We start from the raw sequence: 19,340 nt of genomic DNA, 5'->3' as shown, positions 1-19,340 counted from the left end.
GGCCGGGCTCCGTCCCGGCCCGCTTTTCCGGAAGTGCCCATGTTCCGATAGACGGGCCGGGACGGAGCCCGGCCCCTACATAAAATCTTCCACTGGACACGCTCTTTCCAAAATTCCCACTTCCCTCCGGCGGGTAAATGTGGTATAGTATATTTTATATGTGATTTCGACACCGGAAGGACTGGAACGCCATGAACAAACGCCCCCCTCTGCGCCGCTCCGCCCCTGTGGAGCAGGAGAACGACGGCATTATCGAGGGCCGCAACGCAGTCACAGAGGCCCTGCGGGCCGGAGTATCCATCGACAAGATTTTCATCGCCAGGGGGGAGACCGACGCCGCCCTGGGACACATCGCCTCCGCCGCGCGGGAGAAGGGCATCGTGGTGGTGGACACAGACCGGCGCAAGCTGGACGGCATGAGCCGCACCCACTCCCACCAGGGAGTCATCGCCCAGGCCGCCGTCCGGGAGTACGCCAGCGTGGACGACATCCTCAACGCCGCCCGGGAGAAGGGGGAGGCCCCCTTAATTGTGGTGTGCGACGAGCTCAGCGATCCCCACAACCTGGGGGCGGTCATCCGCACCGCCGACGCCGCCGGAGCCCACGGAGTGATTATCCCCAAGCGCCGCTCCGCCGGCCTCACCGCCATCGTGGGCAAGACCTCCGCCGGGGCGGTGGCCCACGTGCCCGTGGCCCGGGTGCCCAACCTGCCCACCCTGCTCAAGGAACTGAAGGCGGAGGGGGTCTGGGTCTTCGGCACCGCTATGGACGGGAGCACTCCCCTGTATCAGGCCGACCTGAAGGGTCCCGCCGCCATCGTCATCGGCAGCGAGGGGACGGGCATGGGCCGGCTGGTGACGGAGAACTGCGACTTCACCGTGTCTATCCCTATGTTCGGCAAAATCAACTCCCTCAATGCCTCTGCCGCCGCCGCCGTGATGCTCTATGAGGCGGTCAGGCAGAGGATGGGGGGATAATCCCCCGTCCACAGGCAAAAAAGGCCCCCTTCTCATAAGGGGGCTCCCGGCGAAGCCGGGTGGGGGTTCTTTGCGAAGAAAACCCTCCACCACCGCCTTCGGCGGCGGTCCCCCTCCCTTCGAGAAGGGAGGCTTTTGGAGCAAACCTACACCCTACTAAGGAGTCCCACCCATGCGCGACAATGACGACAAACTGAATAAGGGCGAGCTGATCGACATCAAGTCGCTGATTGGGGACGCCGACGGCGGGGACTACTCTCTGGACGACATCATGGCGGAGTACGGCCACCCCGCCTCCCCCGCTCGGGAGCAGCCGGAGGACCCTGAGGAGCGCTTCAACACCATCGACCTGTCCAAGCTCCCCAGGCCCGCGCCCAGACCGGAGAGCCCGGCCCGCTCCCATGGCAGAGTGGTGGCCTTCCCCGGCACCCGCCCCGCCCCGGCAGAGGAGGAGGTCTCTGCCCCGGAGCCGGAGGAGGAGCTCCCCGAACCGGAGGAGGAGCTCCCTGAGCCGCCGGAGCCCGAGCCGGAGGAAGAGGAGGGGTCCCCCGCCCCCGTGATCCCCTTCCCCAAAGAGGAAAGCCCCCTGTCCGCCTTCATCAAGGACCTAAACCGGAAGGCGGACGACTATGCAGAACACATGTTTGAGGAGGACGAGTCCATCGACAAGATGGAGGTACGCCGTCTGGAGCGCCTCATTCCGGGCACCGACCAGGAGGAGCTGGATGACGAGCCCCCTCCCCCTCCCTTCTGGCGGCGGGAGCGCCGCCCGGAGAAGCTGCCCCCCGACATCCCGCCCCAGAAGCTGGCCTGGAAATACGGCCGGGGGCTGAAATGGATGCGCACCCGGGCGCTGCTGATTTTTCTGCTCACCCTCCTGTCACTGGGACAGACCCTGGCCCCCCTGTTGGGGCTTGTATGGACCGCCCCCCTGGACCGGCCTGACTGCCAGTGCTGGGTCTCCGTGGGACTGCTGGGGGCTGGCGTCCTGCTGGCTTTTGACGTGCTGCTCACCGGCATCGCCCGGGCCTGTTTTCTAAAATTCGGCATGGACACCCTGGCCGCCCTGGCCTGCGGCTTCACCCTGGCCGACGGGACCGCCCTGGCCCTGGGAGAGGTCCCCCCCGACCGCCTGCCCTATACGCTGGTCTGTCTGGCGGGGCTGTTCTGCCTGCTCCACGGGTCCTATCACAAGCGCTGCGGCCTGCGCCTCAGCTGCCGGGCCGCCTCCTCCTCCGCCTCCCCCTACCGGGTCACCCTTGATCCCAGCGTATGGAGCGACCGGGACACCTACGCCAAATGGTCGGGCACACCTGAGGACTTCGGCAGCCAAATCCAGGCCGACGACGGGGCTCAGCGGGTCTTTCGGAGGATCTGCCCCCTGCTGCTGCTGGGCGGCGCGGCCTTCGCTCTCCAGGTCTCGGTGGGCGGCGGGCACCCGGAGCGGCTGCTGTGGGCCCTGTCCGCCCAGTTCACTGCCGCCGCCGCCTTTGGCTCCTCCCTGGCCTTCGGCCGCACCTTCCACAAGACTGCCCGCCGCCTCAGCCCCAGCGGCGCCGCCCTGGCCGGCTGGCCGGGGATTGCCGCCTCCCGCAGGGGCAGCTGCGTGCTCCTCACCGACGGGGACCTGTTTCCGCCGGGCTATGTGGAGCTCAACGGCTTCAAGGTTCTGGGCGACTATCCCTCCGAGCGGGTGGTGGCCTACACCGCAACCCTCATTCGGGAGGCAGGCAGCGGCCTGAGCCAGCTGTTCCACGATCAGCTGCGGTCCATGGGCGGTCTGCTCCGCCGGGCGGACAGCCTGCAATGTCACGAGGGGGGCGGCCTGTCCGCCAATATCCGGGGAGATCAGGTGCTGGTGGGCTCCGCTGCCTTTATGAAGCTGATGGAGATTAAGCTGCCCCAGGGGCTGAACGTGAAAAGCGCCGTGTTCTGCGCCATCGACGGGAAGCTGGCGGGTATCTTTGCCCTGAGCTACGTCCTGCCCGACACCGTCTTTCCCGCCCTGGAGGCCCTGTTCCTGGAGAAGGTGGAGCCCATTCTTGCCACCCGGGATTTCAATCTGATCCCCGCCATGCTCCACCAGCGGTTCAAGCTGGCCGCCGACAAGATGGCATTCCCCCCGGTGGAGCGCCGGCGGGAGCTGTCTGACCCGGATCAGATCCATGAGGGGGTCCTCACCGCCCTGCTGTGCCGGGAGGGACTGCTCCCCTTCGCAGAGGCCATCGCCGCTGCCAAACGGCTGAGATGGGCCACCCGGCTGGGGGCCTGGCTGTGCTGCGCCGCCTCCCTGCTGGGTGTGCTGCTCACCGCCTATCTCACCTCCGTGGGCGCCTATACCTCCCTGTCACCGCTGAATCTTCTGGTCTATATGCTCACCTGGCTGGCCCCCGTCTGGTTCCTCTCCGGCTGGGCCCATCGGTTCTAAAGCAGCCAAAAGCGCCGCCCATCGGGCGGCGCTTCGTGAATCAGATTGCTTTCAGACATGCAGTCAGGCGTTTTTGAAATCCCTGGTCAGCATCAATAATGGCGGCCTCATAGGAGTATCCTTTCCGCAGATTTTATGTAGGGGCCGGGCTCCGCCCCGGCCCGTCCCCCGGAGCATAAGCGGTCCCAGAAGAGCGGGGCGGCGCGGAGGCCGCCCCCTACTTGATTAAATGCGCCTTTAGGACACTTCCCCTGACTCAGGGTAATTGAATGAGTAAACAAATTATGAATAAAACTGGTTCAGGACAGCAACCAAGTAAATCATCAGTACCAGTTTTCGCTTTGTGCTGCATAAAGCTATATATTAAATTGGATTTTTATTCAGATCAACAGCCGCAGATATGGTCTTGTTCACAACTTATTAACAGAATGTTTACTCGTTCAAATACCCTGTCCCTGCCTCATTCACTCCTTGGTTTTCTCCAGGAGTTGTGGTATAATTAAATTTACCATCTCTCCTTGGAGTGGTAAACAGAGTGTTGACGCAGCTTGTCAGGGCCGCCAGCACTCTATTTTTTTTTGTGCCAAAAGTAAAAGCACCCCTTGCCGGATTGCTTCCGCACGCGTTATCTCATGGATACCGCAATACTCATCAAGTAATTCCAGCGTCGAGTCGTCGATTCTGACCTTGATGTCGTTCCTTTTGGGGTTCTCCATCCTTGGCCTGCCTGTTCGTGGAGACATCTTTTCACCTCTTTTTGAGTTCCACAATATTATTATAGATTATGGAACTCAAAATGTCAAGTATTTTTTAAATTGTCATCCCTCTCTCAGCCGTTTCAACAGCTGGCACAGGGGCCTTTCCAGGGTCAGGGCCAGGAAGAAATTCCCGGCGCAGTGGAGCAGGTCGAAGGGGATGCCCGCTATCCAGTAAGACAGGGCGGCCCAGGGGCCCCCCGCCAGGTAGGGCAGGGCGCACAGCGCCCCAAAGCTGAGCCCGAAGGCTCCGCTGACCACAGCCCAGACCATCGGGGGCCTGTCCCCGCCCCGCCGGAGCAGTAGCACCGCCGCCGCCCACAGGGGCCAGACATAGAGGTAGCTCACCCACCAGATGTGGAAGCCGAACACCAGCCCCTCCAGCAGGACAAAGGGAAAGATGATGTAAAACACCTGCCGGCCGAAAACCAGGGCGTAGACCATCACCAGCAGGGACACCGGCTCGATATTGGGCAGGGGGGACATGGCCAGCTGGAGCACCAAGGTCACAGCCGCCAGCAGGGCGCACAGGACCACCCGGCGGCTGGCCGTCCGTAAGCTTCTGTCCACGGTTTTAATAGGTGGACATGGTCAGCTCAAAGCGGTCGCCGTCCGCGATGGGGGTGGTGTCCGCCCCGGTATCCACCCGCTCTCCCCCCTTGGTGACGCACCACCACTGGCGCAGACTGTCCTGGGCAGTCTCGCCGTCTACGGTGGTGATGAACAGGCCGTAGGCGCCGTCCTCCCCCTCCGCCAGCTTCTCGGCCAGCAGCAGCTGGCCCAGGTACTCCGCGTCGGTGTGGCAGGTGAACTTTTTGGAGCTCCCGTCGCCGTGGGTCACCTCCACCACCACCGTCTTGTCCCCCGCCTGGGCCTGGGGCCGGGTGAACTGCCACAGCCCCAGCATCAGGGCGGCAACCACCGCCAGAGCGGCCACAGCAAACAGCGTCTTTTTGTTTCCTCTCATAATTACCTCCTCGCCGTCTCTCGCGGCGTCAGTTTATTTCCCCAGGCAGGTCTTCTGACTCGAGGCTCAACGCCGGGCTTCGCCTTCCCGGTCTCCCAGTGGCGCTTTGAGGCCCGGCTCCCCCCTCACAGTGGCGGGACCGTGTATTTCTTCCCTATTCTCCCGGCTTGGGACAGCCGGGCACCTGGAGCGGAGACATTATACCACAGCTCTTTCCAAAAGCCAACTGGACTTTTTCCAAAATTTACGGTAAACTGTTTCCTGACTCTATTACACCAAGGAGAAAAACTATGGACGCAATGATCCAAGCCCTGGCCCGGGAGCTGGGCCGCACCGAAGAGCACGTGGAAAACGTGGTCAGGCTCATCGACGAGGGGGCCACCATCCCCTTTATCGCCCGCTACCGCAAGGAGCTTCACGGCTCCATGGACGACCAGCTCCTCCGCCAGCTGGCCGACCGCCTCCAGTACCTGCGCAACCTGGACGCCCGGAAAACGGAGGTGAAAACCTCTATCGAGAACCAGGGCAAGCTCACCGAGGAGCTGTCCGCCGCCATCGACGGGGCGTCCACCCTGGCCGAGGTGGAGGACCTGTACCGACCCTACAAGCAGAAGCGGCGCACCCGGGCCACCGTCGCCCGGGAGAAGGGGCTGGAGCCCTTGGCTCAGCTGGCCTTCGCCTTCGGCCCCCCTGTGGACATGGAGGAGGCCGCCCGGGACTACATCGACCCGGAGAAGGGGGTGGAGACGGCGGCAGACGCCCTCCAGGGGGCCAGCGACATCATCGCCGAGATGATCTCAGACGACGCCGACATCCGCAAGGAGCTGCGGGAGCTGTATCTGCGCCGGGCCCTGCTGGTATCCAGGGCGGCGGACAAGGAGCCGGAGGATACGGTCTACCGCCTGTACTACGACTTCAAACAGCCGGTGAGCCGGGTCCAGGGCTATCAGGTGCTGGCCGTCAACCGGGGAGAGCGGGAGAATGTTCTGAAGGTCTCGGTGGAGCTGGACCCGGAGACCGCCCACATCGCCGTACGGCGGATGACCGTCCCCAACCGGGCAGCCATGGACTTTGTCCGGGCAGCGGCGGACGACGCCTACGACCGGCTCATCCAGCCCTCTATGGAGCGGGAGATCCGGAACACCCTCACCGACCAGGCCAACGAGGGGGCCATCCACATGTTTGCCCTGAACCTGAAGCCCCTGCTCATGCAGCCCCCCGTCAAGGGGAAGGTGACCATGGGCCTGGACCCGGGCTATCGCATGGGCTGCAAGGTGGCCGTGGTGGACGGCACCGGCAAGGTGCTGGACACGGCGGTGGTCTACCCCACCCACGGCCAGCGGCAGAAGCAGGAGTGCATCGACAAGCTGTCCGCTCTCATTAAAAAGCACGGGGTGGAGCACATCGCCATCGGCAACGGCACCGCCAGCCGGGAGACCGAGCAGATGACGGTGGAGCTGATCCATAAAACAGGCGGGGGCGTGAGCTACATGATCGTCAGCGAGGCGGGGGCCTCGGTCTACTCCGCCTCCAAGCTGGCCGCCGAGGAGTTTCCTCAGTTCGACGTCAATCTGAGAAGCGCCGTGTCCATCGCCCGGCGGCTCCAGGACCCCCTGGCCGAGCTGGTGAAGATCGACCCCAAGGCCATCGGCGTGGGCCAGTACCAGCACGATATGCCCCAGGCCCGGCTGGGCGAGACCCTGGACGGAGTGGTGGAGGACTGCGTCAACGCGGTGGGGGTGGACGCCAACACCGCCTCCCCCTCCCTGCTCCAGCGGGTGAGCGGCCTCACCGCTGCCACCGCCAAAAACCTGGTGAAGTACCGGGAGGAGAACGGGTCCTTCACCACCCGGAAGGGCCTCTTAAAGGTGCCCAAGCTGGGGCCCAAGGCCTTTGAGCAGTGCGCCGGCTTCATCCGGGTGCCGGAGAGCAGGAGCGTGCTGGACAACACCGGCGTCCACCCGGAGAGCTACAGCGCGGCGGAGAAGCTGCTCACCGCCTGCGGGTATACCCTGGAGGACGTGAAGGCGGGGAGCATTGCGGAGCTGAAAGCCAGGGCGGAGGGCATCGGCTATGAAGCCCTGTCCGAGACCTGTGGGGCCGGGGCTCCCACCCTGGCCGACATCGTGAAGGAGCTGTCCAAGCCCGGCCGGGACCCCCGGGACGAGCTGCCGCCCCCCATCCTCCGCACCGACGTGATGGAGGCCAAGGACTTAAAGCCGGGCATGGAGCTTCAGGGGACGGTGCGCAACGTCATCGACTTCGGCGTGTTTGTGGACATCGGCGTCCACCAGGACGGCCTGGTCCACATCTCCAAGCTCCCCCGCCGGGTACGCCACCCCTCCGAGCTGCTCAGCGTGGGGGACGTGATTACCGTCTGGGTCGTGGAGGTGGATGAGAAAAAGAAGCGTATCTCCCTGACCATGAAAAAACCGTGATCGTTCCGCATATTCTGTAGAGATGCAAGGGCCCCCTTCGAAAAGGGGGCTCCCGCGGAGCGGGTGGGGGTTTCTCCTGACAGGAACAGATACGTTTCCTCATAGGAAAACCCTCCGTCATCTGCTTCGCAGATGCCACCTCCCTTTTTGCGAAGGGAGGCTTTTGGCGTATCCATTCAGTCTGCAAAAAGGAGTGACCACATGCTTCCCTACGCCCTGATCGACCTGCACTGCGACACCCTCACCGCCCTGCGCCCGGAGGACGCCCCCCTGCTGGCCGCCCTCCGGGATCCGGCCCGGCGCAGGGAGACCGCCTCCGCCCTGGCGGACCGGGTCCGCGAAACCAACACCCTGGACCTACCCGGCCGGCACTTCTCCCTGTCCGCCATTCCGGAGGGGGTGCACTGGTGCCAGTGCTGCGCCATCTTCATCCCGGACGGCCTGATTCAGGAGGAGGCCGTCTCCTGCTACGACCTGCACCGGCGCAGCTTTTCCCGGCAGATGGAGGCTCTATCGGACAAGGTCCTCCCCTGCCACACCGCCGACAGCATCGAATCCGCCTGGGCGCAGGGCAAAGCCGCCGCCGTCCTCACGGTGGAAAACGGCTCCGCCCTGGCCGGACAGCTGGACCGGGTGGAGACCCTGGCCCGGGACGGAGTCCGGATGGTCACCCTCACCTGGAACGGAGAAAACGAGATTGGCTCCGGGAGCGGGACGGACCACGGCCTGTCCTCCTTCGGGCGGGAGGCTGTCCGGGCACTGGAGGAACACAGCATTCTGGTGGACGTGTCCCATTTAAACGACAGGGGCTTTAACGACCTCCTCAAGACAGCGTCAAGACCCTTTGTTGCCAGCCACTCCAACGCCCGGGCGGTGTGCGGACACCGGCGCAACCTCGCCGACGAACAGATCAGGGAGATGGTCCGCCGGGGCTGCCTGATTGGACTGAACTACTGTGTGGACTTTCTGCACACCGGGGACCGCCCCGCCGGCCTGGACGACCTGTGGCGCCATGTGGAGCACCTTCTGGAGCTGGGTGCGGAGCGCTGTCTGGCCCTGGGCTCCGACGCTGACGGCGCCGACTTCCCCCCCGGTCTGGACAGCCCGGAACGGTTTGCCGGGCTGTATCCGTATCTGTTGGATCGGGGGCTCTCCACTGAACTGGCGGAGGGTATTCTGTGGAAAAATGCCCTGGGATTTTTCCGAAAAATTTGGTAGAATATCCAAATCTCTCTTGTAAACCGGCCAAAAATCTGTTATAATCTGGATATAGTACAGGCAGGGCCAGTACAGCGGCACTTTTTCAGCCCGCCCCGAAAAGGAGTATGATTATGTCAAAACGCTGTCCGGAATGCCACCGTATCAACGAGGACTCCCGCACATTCTGCACCTACTGCGGCGCAACATTGGATGCTGAGCTCCGTTTGATTCAGGATCTGGAAAAGCAGCGGCAGGCACCCTCCAAGGCGGAGCCCATCCCCCTCCAGAGAGATAACGACGACGACGATTATGTCCCCAGCAAAACCGCGCAGAAGAAGGGCGGCTGCTACGTCGCAACGGCGGTCTATGGCTCCTACGACTGCCCCCAGGTCTGGACCCTCCGCCGCTTCCGGGACAACCGGCTGGCCGCCTCCCTCCCCGGCCGGGCCTTCATCCGGCTGTACTACGCTGTCAGCCCCGCGCTGGTGCGCCGGGTCGGCGGGACGGCTTGGTTCAAGGCGCTGTGGAAGGGCCCGCTGGACCGGCTGGTGAAAAAGCTCCAGGCCCAGGGCGTGGAGGACACCCCCTATCAGGATCGAAATTGGTAATCGGATAAAAAAGCCCTGTCCCTCCAACTGGAAAAGACGGGGCTGTCTTGCCTCTTGGGCAAAATTGTGGTATTATCGACAGGAGCAGCAAAAACGCGAGGAGGTTTTCGCCGTGAGCAGACTGGAATTAGAGCGGCCCGTACCTAAACTCTGGCAGAAGAGGTGGTTCCCCTGGGCTCTGGTAGCTCTGCTTGTGCTGACCGCTGTCTTGTTGGGCTGCGCCGCCCTTTCCGCCCGGGAGGCCCGAAGAGACATGGCGGCGGAGCTCCAGCTCCAGCGGGAGACCATCGAGGCCATGCGGAAGGAGGCGGCCCGGAAGGAGGAGGAGGACCGCCTGATTCACGAGGCCAAGCCCGTCATTACCAACAGCCTGGTCAGCGACAGGCTCACCGCCCTCCAGGAGCTGGTTACCACCGAGTACATCTACACCAACTCGGGCAAGTACGAAAACCGGAATCAGATCACCATCATCGGCCAGGACATCGGCATCCCCTTCACCGCCAAGCGCTTTATCATCGCCTACGACGGGCGGATCAAGGTGGGGGTGGACCTGAGCCAGGCCCGCGTCGATGTGGACGAGGCCGCCCGCACCGTCACCGTCACCCTGCCCAAGAGCCAAATCGTCTCCCACGAGACCTTTGAGGACACGCTTGTGGTCCTGGACGAGACCAACAACGTCTTTAACCCCATCTCCATCGAGAACTACAACGAGTTCGTCAGCGGCCAGAAGGCCGACATGGAGCAGAAGGCCATCGGCCGGGGCGTCCTCACCAACGCCAACACGGAGGCAAAGCGAATTGTCCAGTCCTTCCTCTCCCTGATCCCGGGGATGGACACCTACAAGTTGACAGTAAAATAAACCTGGCCCCGCCTCTCTCCTCCGGAGGGGCGGGGCAGAACTTTTTGACTGTTTTATCCAATGCGGCCTTGCATTGGCAGATTTTTCGTGCTATAATCGACAGGAAAACAAAAATGCGGCGGCTTACGGGTGTTGGCGCACCCGCAAGCCTGCACAGGTGAAACCCCACCTATACAACGGCCTCAACCGTTTCCGCATGGAATATTATACGACATTCCACCCTTATTTGCAAGGGTGCCTTTGCCGTATTTGTTCCTGCCATTTTTTGTTAGGTGGAATATTTTTTCACACTGCGCGGGCTTGCCTACGCGGTGTTTTTGCTTTCTTCCGGCCATCCAGGGGCGGAATGCCCCTGGAGCTGCCGGAAATTCGGGATGTATCGGAAGGAGGTGTTACAATGATTCAAGTTTTGGCTGTTTTGATTAACCTTTTGCCCCTGATTATCGTCGTGATCGGCATCGTTCTGATCGTCAGCTTCCTGCGCGGCTGGTACGCAAGCCAGCGCAGCCGTCAGGCAAAAGCGGAGGAGCAGCGCCAGCGCCACGGGGGACAGACCGTGCTGGAGTGGAGCGGTCCCAAGGCCCGGGGCGCGTCTGACCAGGAATTTGGAGAGCTTATTGTGGAGATTCCCAAAAAGTCCGGGGGCGCCGGAGCGCAGTTCTATCTGCGGGGCCTGGTGCTGAACGGCAAGCGCGTATCCTATGAGAATCTGAAGGACGTGGTATACTATCCGGGGACGCCCGGCAAGGCCTACACCATGAAGCAGAAAATACGCAATTCCGCCGTCATGTGGCTGTACCGCAAGAAGGGGTCCACCCTCAGCATTCGGGATTTCAGCTATCGCTTCGACGACGAGACCATGAAGGCCATACAAGATGGATTGGGGTTCAAGCGCTCATAAAAAATGAGGTCTCCCGGCGGGAGACCTCATTTTTGCTGCATTGGCAAGGCGCTCAGCTTACAGATACTGGATGCCCTCCACGCCCTTGATGCCCAGGCCAGGCTCGTCGGAGACGGTAATCAGCTGCTCCTGGAACACCGCGCCGCCCAGAATGGGGTCCTCGCTGCACAGCACCGGACCGTCCAGGTCGATCTTGGTGATGATTTTCTTGGCGCAGGCCAGGTGAACAGCGGCGTTTACTGAAATCTTGGCCTCCAGCATACAGCCGATCATGCACTCTACCCCGTAGACCTCGGCGGCGGAGGCGATTTTCAGGGCGTTGTACAGCCCGCCGCACTTCATCAGCTTGATGTTTACCAGGTCGGCCGCCCCCATCTGCATGATGGTCAGGGCGTCCTCGGGGGAGAACACGCTCTCGTCGGCCAGAACGGGGACGTAGGACCGCTCGGTGACATACTTCAGGCCCTCAAAGTCGTGGGCCTTTACGGGCTGCTCCACAAACTCGATGTCCAGCCCCTTCTCCTGCATCTGGTTCAGCAGCCGGACGGCCTGCTTGGGCTCCCAGCCCTGGTTGGCGTCGATGCGAATGCGGGTCTTGTCCCCGATCGCCTGGCGGACGGCGGCCAGCCGGGCCACGTCCAGCTCCGGGTTGGCCCCCACCTTGATTTTCAGGGTGTCATAACCCCGCTCCACCGCGTTCACCGCGTCCCGGGCCATCTCCTCCGGGGGATTGACGCTGATAGTGATGTCGGTGACGATCTGCTTCCGGGCCCCGCCCATCAGCTTGTACACGGGAATTTTGTACAGCTGGCCGTACAGGTCCCACAGGGCCATGTCCACCGCAGCCTTGGCGCTGGTGTTCTTCACAATGCACTTCTGGACGGTCTGGATTACATCCTCAAAGTCGTCCACGTCACGGCCCACAATGCTCTTGGCGATGTGGTCCTGAATGGCGCCCACAATGGCCCCGGTGGTGTCCCCGGTGACAGCGCCGGTGGGGGGCGCCTCGCCGTAGCCCACGGCGCCGGTGTCGGTGTGAATCTCCACAATCACATCCTCCACACTGTCGACGGACCGCACGGCGGTCTTAAAGGGGACGCGGAGCGGGACAGAGATTCTGCCCAGTTTTACCTCTGTGATTTTCATAAAATCCTTCCTTTTCTGTATCAGCGCGCCATCTCATAGATGGCGCTGGCCAAAATTTTGGTGTTGTCCATCAGGCGGGACAGCTCCATATACTCGTCGGGCTTGTGCTCCCGCACCTCGTCCCCGGGGAAGATGGGCCCGAAGGCCAGGGTGTTGGGAATCATCTTAGCGTAGGTTCCGCCGCCGATGCACTTGGGGGCGGCGGCATGGTCGCCGGTGTATTCAGAATAGACCTTCATCAGCTTGCCCACCAGGGGGCTGTCTGCGGGCATGTAGAGGGCGGCCTTGTGCATCAGGTAGGTCTCATGGAAGCCCGCCCCCTCAAAGGCGGCCTTTACCTGAGGCCCGCACTCCTCAAAGTGCCGGGTGACCGGGTAGCGGTAGTTCACCTTGACAGTGAGCTCGTCCCCCTCCAGCCGGGCCACTCCCAGATTCACAGTCAGGGGGCCGGACAGCTCATCGGACATGGAAATGCCCAGCGACCGGCCGTCATACTCCATACCCAGCCGACCGGCCAGCAGGTCCACCACCGCTTTAAGGTCCCCCTCCAGGGGCAGGGCGGACAGGAAGAGCATGAGCCTGCCGATGGCGTTCTCCCCCTCGCCGGGGGTGCCGCCGTGGGCTCCCACGCCCTCGGCCTCCACACGGACGCCCCTCTCTGTCAGAACGCAGCTCACCTTGTTCACCCGGCGGGCGGCGACCTTCTCCGCCAGCTCCCGGGAGCAGGTCAGCTCAGCGGCCGCCTGGGCGGGGACGATGTTATGGGCCGTGCCGCCGCTCAGCTCCAGCAGGCGGATATCCCCGGTCTGGCGGAACGTCTTGGCGAAGAACTGGGTCACCAGACCCTTCTCCCCGTTGATGACCGGATACTCCCCGTCCGGGGTGATACCCATCACCGGGATTTCCCCGCCATGGGTGGTGTAGTACTTCATGTCGGCGCTGCCCGTCTCCTCGTTCAGCCCGAAGAGGATGCGCACCCGGCGGCTCATGGGCAGGCCGGCGTCCTTGACGGCCTTCAGGGCGTAGAGGGCGCACAGAGCGGGGCCCTTGTCGTCCATGGTGCCCCGGCCGTAGATGCGGCCGCCGGCGACCTGGCCCTCATAGGGCGGGACGGTCCAGCCGTCCCCCTCGGGGACCACGTCCAGGTGGCAGAGGACGGCCGCCATCTCCTCCCCCTGGCCGTATTCACACCAGCCCACCTGCTCGTCCATGTTGTGGACGGCGAAGCCCAGCCTCTGGGCGGTGTCCAGCATGTAGTGCAGACAGCGGTGGACCTGCTCGCCGTAGGGCCAGCCGCCCTCCCCCTTGGCCTCCACGCTGGGAATCCGGATGCAGCCCTGCAAATCCCGAATCAAATCATCCTTGCTCTGTTCAATCAGCTCATACAGCTCCAATACGGTCACTCCTCATCCATACTATAGGGCTTGTTTGAAAAATGTCAATACGCCCAAGGGGCGGGCCTTTTTCCGCCATACCGCCCCAATTTTTCTTGAAATACATCCAGTATTCCTGCGAAAAATTGTGTTTGTCTGGCGAAAAAAATCCCTCGCTGCTGTGCATATTTCCATTTTTCAAACAGCGCCTAACAGCTAAAGTTTCCTTTCTTTTCTTTCCTGTTCAAAGGAGAGAAAAGAAAGCTCCCCCGTCACAGCTCCTCACACAGCAGGACCTCCTTGGCGCGGTCAAACTCGTCATACCGCAGCCCCCGGTCCGCCGTCTCCAGCTCACCCACCTGGTTATCGTAGGGGTCGGCCCGCCAGTGGGCCTTGTCCACGGTGAAGGGGGCCTGGAACTGCCGGTTGGCCACCATGCGGTAGGGGTCCAGATTGCCGAAGTAGAATTTCCGGCGTTCCTCCTTCCCCGCCCGGACGGCGGCGGTGCCGTAAGAGGGGTCGGCATACAGCCAGCCGTACCCCGGCGCATAGAACCGGGCCCAGTCGTGGCCGCCGCAGAAGTCGGGCTCGGCGGTCAAGCCGCTCTGCCACTGGGCCGGGACCCCCGCGCAGCGGCACAGGGTGATAAACAGCAGGGCAAACACTCCGCAGTCCCCGGTGAAGCTGCGGGCGCAGTTCTCGGCGATGTTCTCCAGGCCGAAGTAGGCGGGCATAAAGGTGTATTTCATGTTCAGGGTGATAAAGTCATAGATGCGCCGGGCCTTCTCCAGCGGGTCCTCCGTCCCCTCCGTCAGCTGGGCCGCCAGCGCCCTGAGATAGCGATGTGAGGGGGCTCCTCGGCCAGGAAGGGGGCAAGCTCCCCCTCTCCGGCGGGCGCCTGTGTCCCCGGCCGGGACAGGTCGTGGAATTTGGCGGTGTGGACATAGGAGTAGATGACGGAGAAGGTGGGGTTCTCCTCCCAGGTCCCCTCCCAACAGAGGGTGCGCTGGGGGGCGTCCGCCGGGGAGAGCAGCCCCCCTGCGGGGGTCATCTCCTCAATGACAATATCGCTCTGCTGTCCGCAGGCGGCTGGGATGGGCAGATGGGCCCGGAGGAACATGCCGGGGGTGAAGAGCTCATCCTTCAGCCGCAGCTCAGCCTGAATGCGGATGCGGTTGGACAGGCTCCCCCGCTCCATCATCAGCCGGGTGCACCGCTCCAGCCGGTCCTCCTTGCCAGAGACACCGGCCACGCTCTCCACTCCATGGAGCTGTACCCCCGCCCGGCGGGCAAACTGGTAGTCCGCCTTGCACATGGTCTCGAAAAACCGGGCGAAGTAGTGGGGCTCACCCCCCAAATAAATCCAGCCGATTTTGCCGTCGTCCACCCGCTGGTCAAACTCCTCCTCGGAGAAGTCCGGAATGTGCTTCCGCACCCGGGCCAGGGCCTGGTCCCGGGTAAAGGGGTAGTCCGGCGGGGTGCGCAGCATCATCTCCCGCTGGGCGGTCATGCAGTCCCGAAGGCCCTGGGGCAGGTCCGGCCGGGCCAGCCGCCGGTCGATGAGCCGGACGGCCCCCTTAAGGTCCCCAAAAAGCTTCCGGCGCAGAATGTCCTCCGGCAGGCCCACGTTCAGGCTGCGGAAGGCGTCGTTGACACTCATAATCTGTCTCCTTTTCCCGGTGATTCAGTCCCCGGCGTAAAAAGGGCCCCGCCCCCACCGGGGCGGGGCCCTTTCTCAGCAAATAGATTGGGCAGGTATTGGGTTGGCTAGGCCAGCACCTGCAGAATCCAGCCCATACCCATTCCCAGGAAGTTTCCGATGGCAGCGCCCAGCACGCCCATCAGCACGCCGATGCCGGCGAAGGAGTCGTCATAGGCGCAGGCGATGATGGGAGCGGAGGCGGAGCCGCCGATGTTGGCTACCGAGGCAGTGGACACCATGCACAGGTCCCAATGGAAGATCTTGGACAGGACAAACATGAGCACCACATGGACCACCAGAATCAGGAAGCCGTAGAGCACCCACATGGGGGCGTCCAGCAGGGCGTTCAGCGGAGCCTGGGAGGCCAGCATGGCCACCACAGCGTACAGCAGCACGGTGGACAGCTCCTCAATGGCGGGCAGCTTGCCCAAGGGGGTCATGGCGCAAATCAGGCCCAGAACGGTGACGAACACGGTGGTGCAGGTGCCCTTGTCAAACATAGCCAGGCCCACGGACTTAAAGCCGTTGTTCATGGCGATGCCCACCTTCTGGGAGATGGCGGAGACAATGAGGGCCAGGCCGATGAGGAACACCCAGTCGGCGCCGGTGGCATGCTTCTTCTCCTGGGCCACCTCGGCGTTGGCGGCTGCGGCCAGGGCGTCCAACTTGGAGGTGTTGGCCTTGACGGCCTTGTTCCACTTGCTGGAGTGCTTCACCATCAGCAGCAGCAGGGCAATCCACACGGAGTAGCACACAGTATCCAGCGCCAAGGCGCAGCCGTAGGCGCCCTCGTCCATGAAGGCCTCAAAGGTCCGCTCCATAGCGGCCATGTTGGCCGAACCGCCCACCCAGGAGGCGTACAGCGCGGCGGTGGCGGCCCAGGTCTTCTCGCCGCCGCCCATGGCGCCCTTGAGGATGGGATAGAAAATAATAAAGCCGATGGCCAGAGTGACCGAGCAGCCCAGGAAGATGGCGATGAGCCGACCGCCCAGCTTGGCAATTTTCTTAAAGTCACAGCGCAGCAGCATGACGAAGATCATGGCGTAAAGCAGGTTGTTCTTCAGCACGCCGTAGGCGGCGGAGACGCCCTCGGAGTTGAACATACCGGCGGTGCAGCAGACCATACCGATGAGGTAGATCCACACCAGCGGGGGCATGATGTCGAAAATCTTCCACTTGGCGTACTTCTGCAGGGCCAGCAGGCCGCCGCTGAGGAACATCAGAAACGCGATGTAGGTAAAGCCGTTTTCAATAACAAACACAATGATCTCTCCTTTATTCTCTCGCTTGCTATGTCTTCCTGCCTAAATTTTCTGGGGGCATCCTCCTCTCCGCATAGCCCGGTAGCGCTTCAGGGCGTCCCGGTAGGATACCAGCACCGCTCTCCGGGAGGAACCGCCGTAGCGGCGCTCCAGGACCTCCTCCAGCCAAGTGTCGATGGAGGGGAAGTGCTGGCCCAAAAAGAGCTTGCGGAGAAACTGCTCCGTCAGCTCTATTGTGTGGGTACAGCCAAACGCCACAACCTGCTCTGTCAGCTCGCTGACCTCAAAGGCCATATAGAAGGAGCCGTAGATGGTGGTGATTGCGTTGTCCGCGTTGGTGCGGGATTCCCCGATGACAAAATAGGTTCGGGTCTCCGCCCCGCCCGGGCCCCGCTCCAGTTCATACTCGTTCATGCTGCCTCCCATACTCGGCGGGGCCGTCCGACAGCCCCTGGGTGGATGGAACATGGAGCGCCCTTCAGGCGCTCCAAAAGCGGCCAACCGCTTTTGGAGAGAAGCTCAAATCAGGGTCGCCGGGTCTGTGTACGCCAGCCCCAGCGCCTCGGCCACACCGGGGAAGGTGCACCTGCCCTTGCAGCAGTTCAGTCCGGCCAGCAGGCCCCTGCCCGCCTTACAGGCCTCCAGCCCCCTGGCGGCCAGCTCCAGGCCGTAGGGCAGAGTTGCGTTGACCAAGGCCAGGGTGGAGGTGCGGGCCACCGCGCCGGGCATGTTGGCCACGCAGTAGTGGACAATGCCGTCCACTATAAACACAGGGTCGTCGTGGGTGGTGGCGCGGGTGGTCTCTACACAGCCGCCCTGATCCACCGCCACGTCCACAATCACCGCCCCGGGCTTCATCAGGTGCAAATCCTCCCGCAGCAGCAGCTTGGGAGCCGCCCGGCCGGGCAGCAGCACCGCGCCCACCACCAGGTCGGCCTGGGCCGCCGCTCTGCGGATATTTTCCCGGGTGGAATACAGGGTGGTCAGCCGTTTGTCAAAGATGTCGTCCAGGTAGGCCAGCCGGTGCAGGTTCACATCCAGCACCGTCACATTGGCGCCCATGCCCAGGGCGATCTTGCAGGCGTTGGTGCCCACGTTGCCGCCGCCCAGGATAACCACATTGCCCTTCTCCACTCCCGGTACGCCGGCCAGAAGCACGCCCCGGCCGCCGTAGGTCTTCTCCAGATATTTGGCTCCCTCCTGCACCGCCATCCGCCCGGCAATCTCGCTCATAGGGGCCAGACAGGGCAGTCCGCCCTCCCTGCCAGCGATGGTCTCGTAGGCCACAGCATCCACTTCGGACTCCAGCAGGGCCCTCGTCAGCGGCTCGTCAGCGGCCAGGTGCAGGTATGTATACAGCAGCATTCCCTTGCGGAAGTAAAGATACTCACACTCGATGGGCTCCTTGACCTTGACAATCATGCCGGCCTGAGCCCACACGTCCGCCGCAGACGCCTCAATTCTGGCTCCGGCGTCCAGATACTCCTGGTCGGAAAAACCGGAGCCCTGCCCCGCCCCCTGCTCCACCAGCACCGTGTTCCCAGCCCGGACATAGGCGCTGACCGCGCCGGGAGTGAGCCCTACACGAAATTCATTGTTTTTGATCTCTTTCGGCAGACCAATGATCATGGAAAACCTCCCCTTCCTTTTCCAGATCTCCAAAATAACAAAAATCCAACAGAAATAACCGGCAGCTCATGGAAGAAAACATAACCACATTGCCGTTTATTTCTGCTGGGTTTCAGTCACGGTAATGAATGTGAAAACAGCACATCAAAATGACTTGAAGCAGCATCATCATTTGGAATTTTTTAGTATAGTGATAGTGTACAACTATTCCAGGTGTTTGTCAAGGATAAATTGGTGAACTTCACGTCGTTTGTGTATAGTATACAATTTTATATTTTAGTAAAGCTATAATTTTGTTCAATAATTTGATCGCCTGTGCGTTTCTGAGTCGAGGCTGCCACATCCCCGCCCCTCGTTCCGGGTGGACCAGAAGCCAATTACTGCCTGTAATCTTACAAAAATAGTGCCAGAAAATTGTCATCGCCTCTTGACGGATTGGGTCAGCTTGGGTATAATACTTTATGTTGCGCTAGCGTGGCTCAATGGCAGAGCACATCACTCGTAATGATGGGGTTGTGGGTTCGATTCCCACCGCTAGCTCCAAAAATCCCAGGAAATCAAGCGGTTTTCTGGGATTTTTGTAACTTTTTAGCGGCGAAAAAAGTTCCACAAAACTGATGGCCGAGGGTACTACCACATCGTCTAGTCCTTCTCCCCAGACGATCCGCTGGATTTTGAAGCCGCTCATGAGATTGGGCTGAAGTTCGCGGAGTATTTTCAGGGCTGCCAGTGCGTATAGGAGCTAATCATATGCTTGGACACGGCGGCGTTCCATCAAAAAATGCTGTCTTTCATAAACTCAACCAGCTCCTGCTGAATTGGGCTGGCCTTGTGCTTGGTGTAGGACAGGTAAATATCCCGTACCGCCAGCGGGTCATCCAGCTGGTAGAACACCACTTGATTGGTAGGCACAACATGCTGTGGGATGGTGGAGCGGAGGAACGTAAGGCCCTGCCCCTCGCACACCAGGTAATAGGCCGTCATCATCTGGGTCACACGCAGAGAAATCTGCGGATCAAAGCCGGCATTCCTGCAAATCTTCAAAACGCGGTCATGGCTGTCGTTTCCCTCTTTCAAGAGGATAAAGTTCTTCCC

At 61.9% G+C, this 19,340-nt stretch carries 17 protein-coding genes, 1 tRNA gene and 1 riboswitch; of the genes, 8 read left to right on the top strand and 10 right to left on the bottom strand.

Features of this window, described 5'->3' with window-relative positions:
- Nucleotides 1–191 precede the first annotated feature (191 nt).
- Together rlmB and D1641_RS16545 are read left to right on the top strand one after the other, a co-directional pair.
- Nucleotides 192–977, top strand: coding sequence for a 23S rRNA (guanosine(2251)-2'-O)-methyltransferase RlmB (gene rlmB / locus D1641_RS16550; protein ID WP_160667660.1), 786 nt, complete (start codon nucleotides 192–194; stop codon nucleotides 975–977).
- A gap of 172 nt (nucleotides 978–1,149) precedes the next feature.
- Nucleotides 1,150–3,405 (top strand): hypothetical protein, encoded by a 2,256-nt coding sequence (locus tag D1641_RS16545; RefSeq protein ID WP_243149438.1) that lies wholly within the window; start codon nucleotides 1,150–1,152, stop codon nucleotides 3,403–3,405.
- Between the two features lie 818 nt (nucleotides 3,406–4,223).
- Here D1641_RS16545 and D1641_RS16540 read toward each other — a convergent pair.
- Together D1641_RS16540 and D1641_RS16535 are read right to left on the bottom strand one after the other, a co-directional pair.
- Entirely contained in the window at nucleotides 4,224–4,730 is a 507-nt protein-coding gene (locus D1641_RS16540; protein WP_347707457.1) for a hypothetical protein, read from the bottom strand.
- 4 nt (nucleotides 4,731–4,734) lie between these two features.
- On the bottom strand, nucleotides 4,735–5,127 hold the full coding sequence (locus D1641_RS16535; protein ID WP_160667658.1) for a DUF4430 domain-containing protein: 393 nt from the start codon (nucleotides 5,125–5,127) through the stop codon (nucleotides 4,735–4,737).
- Between the two features lie 26 nt (nucleotides 5,128–5,153).
- A riboswitch (cobalamin riboswitch) is annotated at nucleotides 5,154–5,330 on the bottom strand.
- 87 nt (nucleotides 5,331–5,417) lie between these two features.
- On the opposite strand from D1641_RS16535, the gene D1641_RS16530 reads away from it, so the two are divergent.
- From D1641_RS16530 to D1641_RS16510, 5 genes are all read left to right on the top strand, one after another.
- Nucleotides 5,418–7,565: a Tex family protein gene (locus D1641_RS16530; protein ID WP_160667656.1), complete on the top strand. Its 2,148-nt coding sequence runs from the start codon at nucleotides 5,418–5,420 to the stop codon at nucleotides 7,563–7,565.
- Nucleotides 7,566–7,766: 201 nt separating this feature from the next.
- The gene (locus tag D1641_RS16525) at nucleotides 7,767–8,783 is read left to right on the top strand and encodes a membrane dipeptidase (protein ID WP_160667654.1); all 1,017 of its coding nucleotides are present in this window, start codon (nucleotides 7,767–7,769) and stop codon (nucleotides 8,781–8,783) included.
- 113 nt (nucleotides 8,784–8,896) lie between these two features.
- Complete coding sequence (locus tag D1641_RS16520; protein ID WP_160667652.1) at nucleotides 8,897–9,373, top strand: zinc ribbon domain-containing protein; 477 nt, start codon at nucleotides 8,897–8,899, stop codon at nucleotides 9,371–9,373.
- 112 nt (nucleotides 9,374–9,485) lie between these two features.
- On the top strand, nucleotides 9,486–10,232 hold the full coding sequence (locus D1641_RS16515) for a DUF4230 domain-containing protein (protein WP_160667650.1): 747 nt from the start codon (nucleotides 9,486–9,488) through the stop codon (nucleotides 10,230–10,232).
- Nucleotides 10,233–10,629: 397 nt separating this feature from the next.
- The gene (locus D1641_RS16510; protein WP_160667648.1) at nucleotides 10,630–11,133 is read left to right on the top strand and encodes a hypothetical protein; all 504 of its coding nucleotides are present in this window, start codon (nucleotides 10,630–10,632) and stop codon (nucleotides 11,131–11,133) included.
- 57 nt (nucleotides 11,134–11,190) lie between these two features.
- Here the strand turns inward: D1641_RS16510 and D1641_RS16505 are convergent, their stop codons facing one another.
- The 7 genes from D1641_RS16505 to ald form a co-directional block, all read right to left on the bottom strand.
- On the bottom strand, nucleotides 11,191–12,279 hold the full coding sequence (locus D1641_RS16505; protein ID WP_160667646.1) for a dipeptide epimerase: 1,089 nt from the start codon (nucleotides 12,277–12,279) through the stop codon (nucleotides 11,191–11,193).
- A 20-nt stretch (nucleotides 12,280–12,299) separates the two neighbouring features.
- Entirely contained in the window at nucleotides 12,300–13,682 is a 1,383-nt protein-coding gene (gene pepV, locus D1641_RS16500) for a dipeptidase PepV (RefSeq protein ID WP_347707456.1), read from the bottom strand.
- 242 nt (nucleotides 13,683–13,924) lie between these two features.
- Nucleotides 13,925–14,425 (bottom strand): transglutaminase-like domain-containing protein, encoded by a 501-nt coding sequence (locus tag D1641_RS19225; protein ID WP_347707458.1) that lies wholly within the window; start codon nucleotides 14,423–14,425, stop codon nucleotides 13,925–13,927.
- Between the two features lie 38 nt (nucleotides 14,426–14,463).
- The gene (locus D1641_RS19570) at nucleotides 14,464–15,312 is read right to left on the bottom strand and encodes a hypothetical protein (RefSeq protein WP_243149436.1); all 849 of its coding nucleotides are present in this window, start codon (nucleotides 15,310–15,312) and stop codon (nucleotides 14,464–14,466) included.
- A gap of 107 nt (nucleotides 15,313–15,419) precedes the next feature.
- Nucleotides 15,420–16,616 (bottom strand): DUF819 family protein, encoded by a 1,197-nt coding sequence (locus D1641_RS16490; protein WP_347707455.1) that lies wholly within the window; start codon nucleotides 16,614–16,616, stop codon nucleotides 15,420–15,422.
- Between the two features lie 42 nt (nucleotides 16,617–16,658).
- A complete protein-coding gene (locus D1641_RS16485; RefSeq protein ID WP_160667641.1) occupies nucleotides 16,659–17,030 on the bottom strand; it encodes a DUF3870 domain-containing protein in 372 nt (123 codons plus the stop codon).
- A 105-nt stretch (nucleotides 17,031–17,135) separates the two neighbouring features.
- Nucleotides 17,136–18,245, bottom strand: a complete 1,110-nt coding sequence (gene ald, locus D1641_RS16480; RefSeq protein WP_160667639.1) for an alanine dehydrogenase — start codon at nucleotides 18,243–18,245, stop codon at nucleotides 17,136–17,138.
- A gap of 468 nt (nucleotides 18,246–18,713) precedes the next feature.
- Here ald and D1641_RS16475 point away from each other — a divergent pair.
- A tRNA-Thr gene (locus D1641_RS16475) sits at nucleotides 18,714–18,788 on the top strand.
- Between the two features lie 231 nt (nucleotides 18,789–19,019).
- Here D1641_RS16475 and D1641_RS16470 read toward each other — a convergent pair.
- The coding region (locus D1641_RS16470; RefSeq protein WP_160667637.1) for a LysR family transcriptional regulator substrate-binding protein at nucleotides 19,020–19,340 on the bottom strand (321 nt) is incomplete at its 5' end.

The sequence above is a fragment of the Colidextribacter sp. OB.20 genome (assembly GCF_009911595.1).
Classification (GTDB): Bacteria; Bacillota; Clostridia; order Oscillospirales; family Oscillospiraceae; genus Lawsonibacter.
The sequence above is the reverse complement of the archived record's forward strand: the minus strand, read 5'-3'. Positions and strand labels throughout refer to the sequence as shown.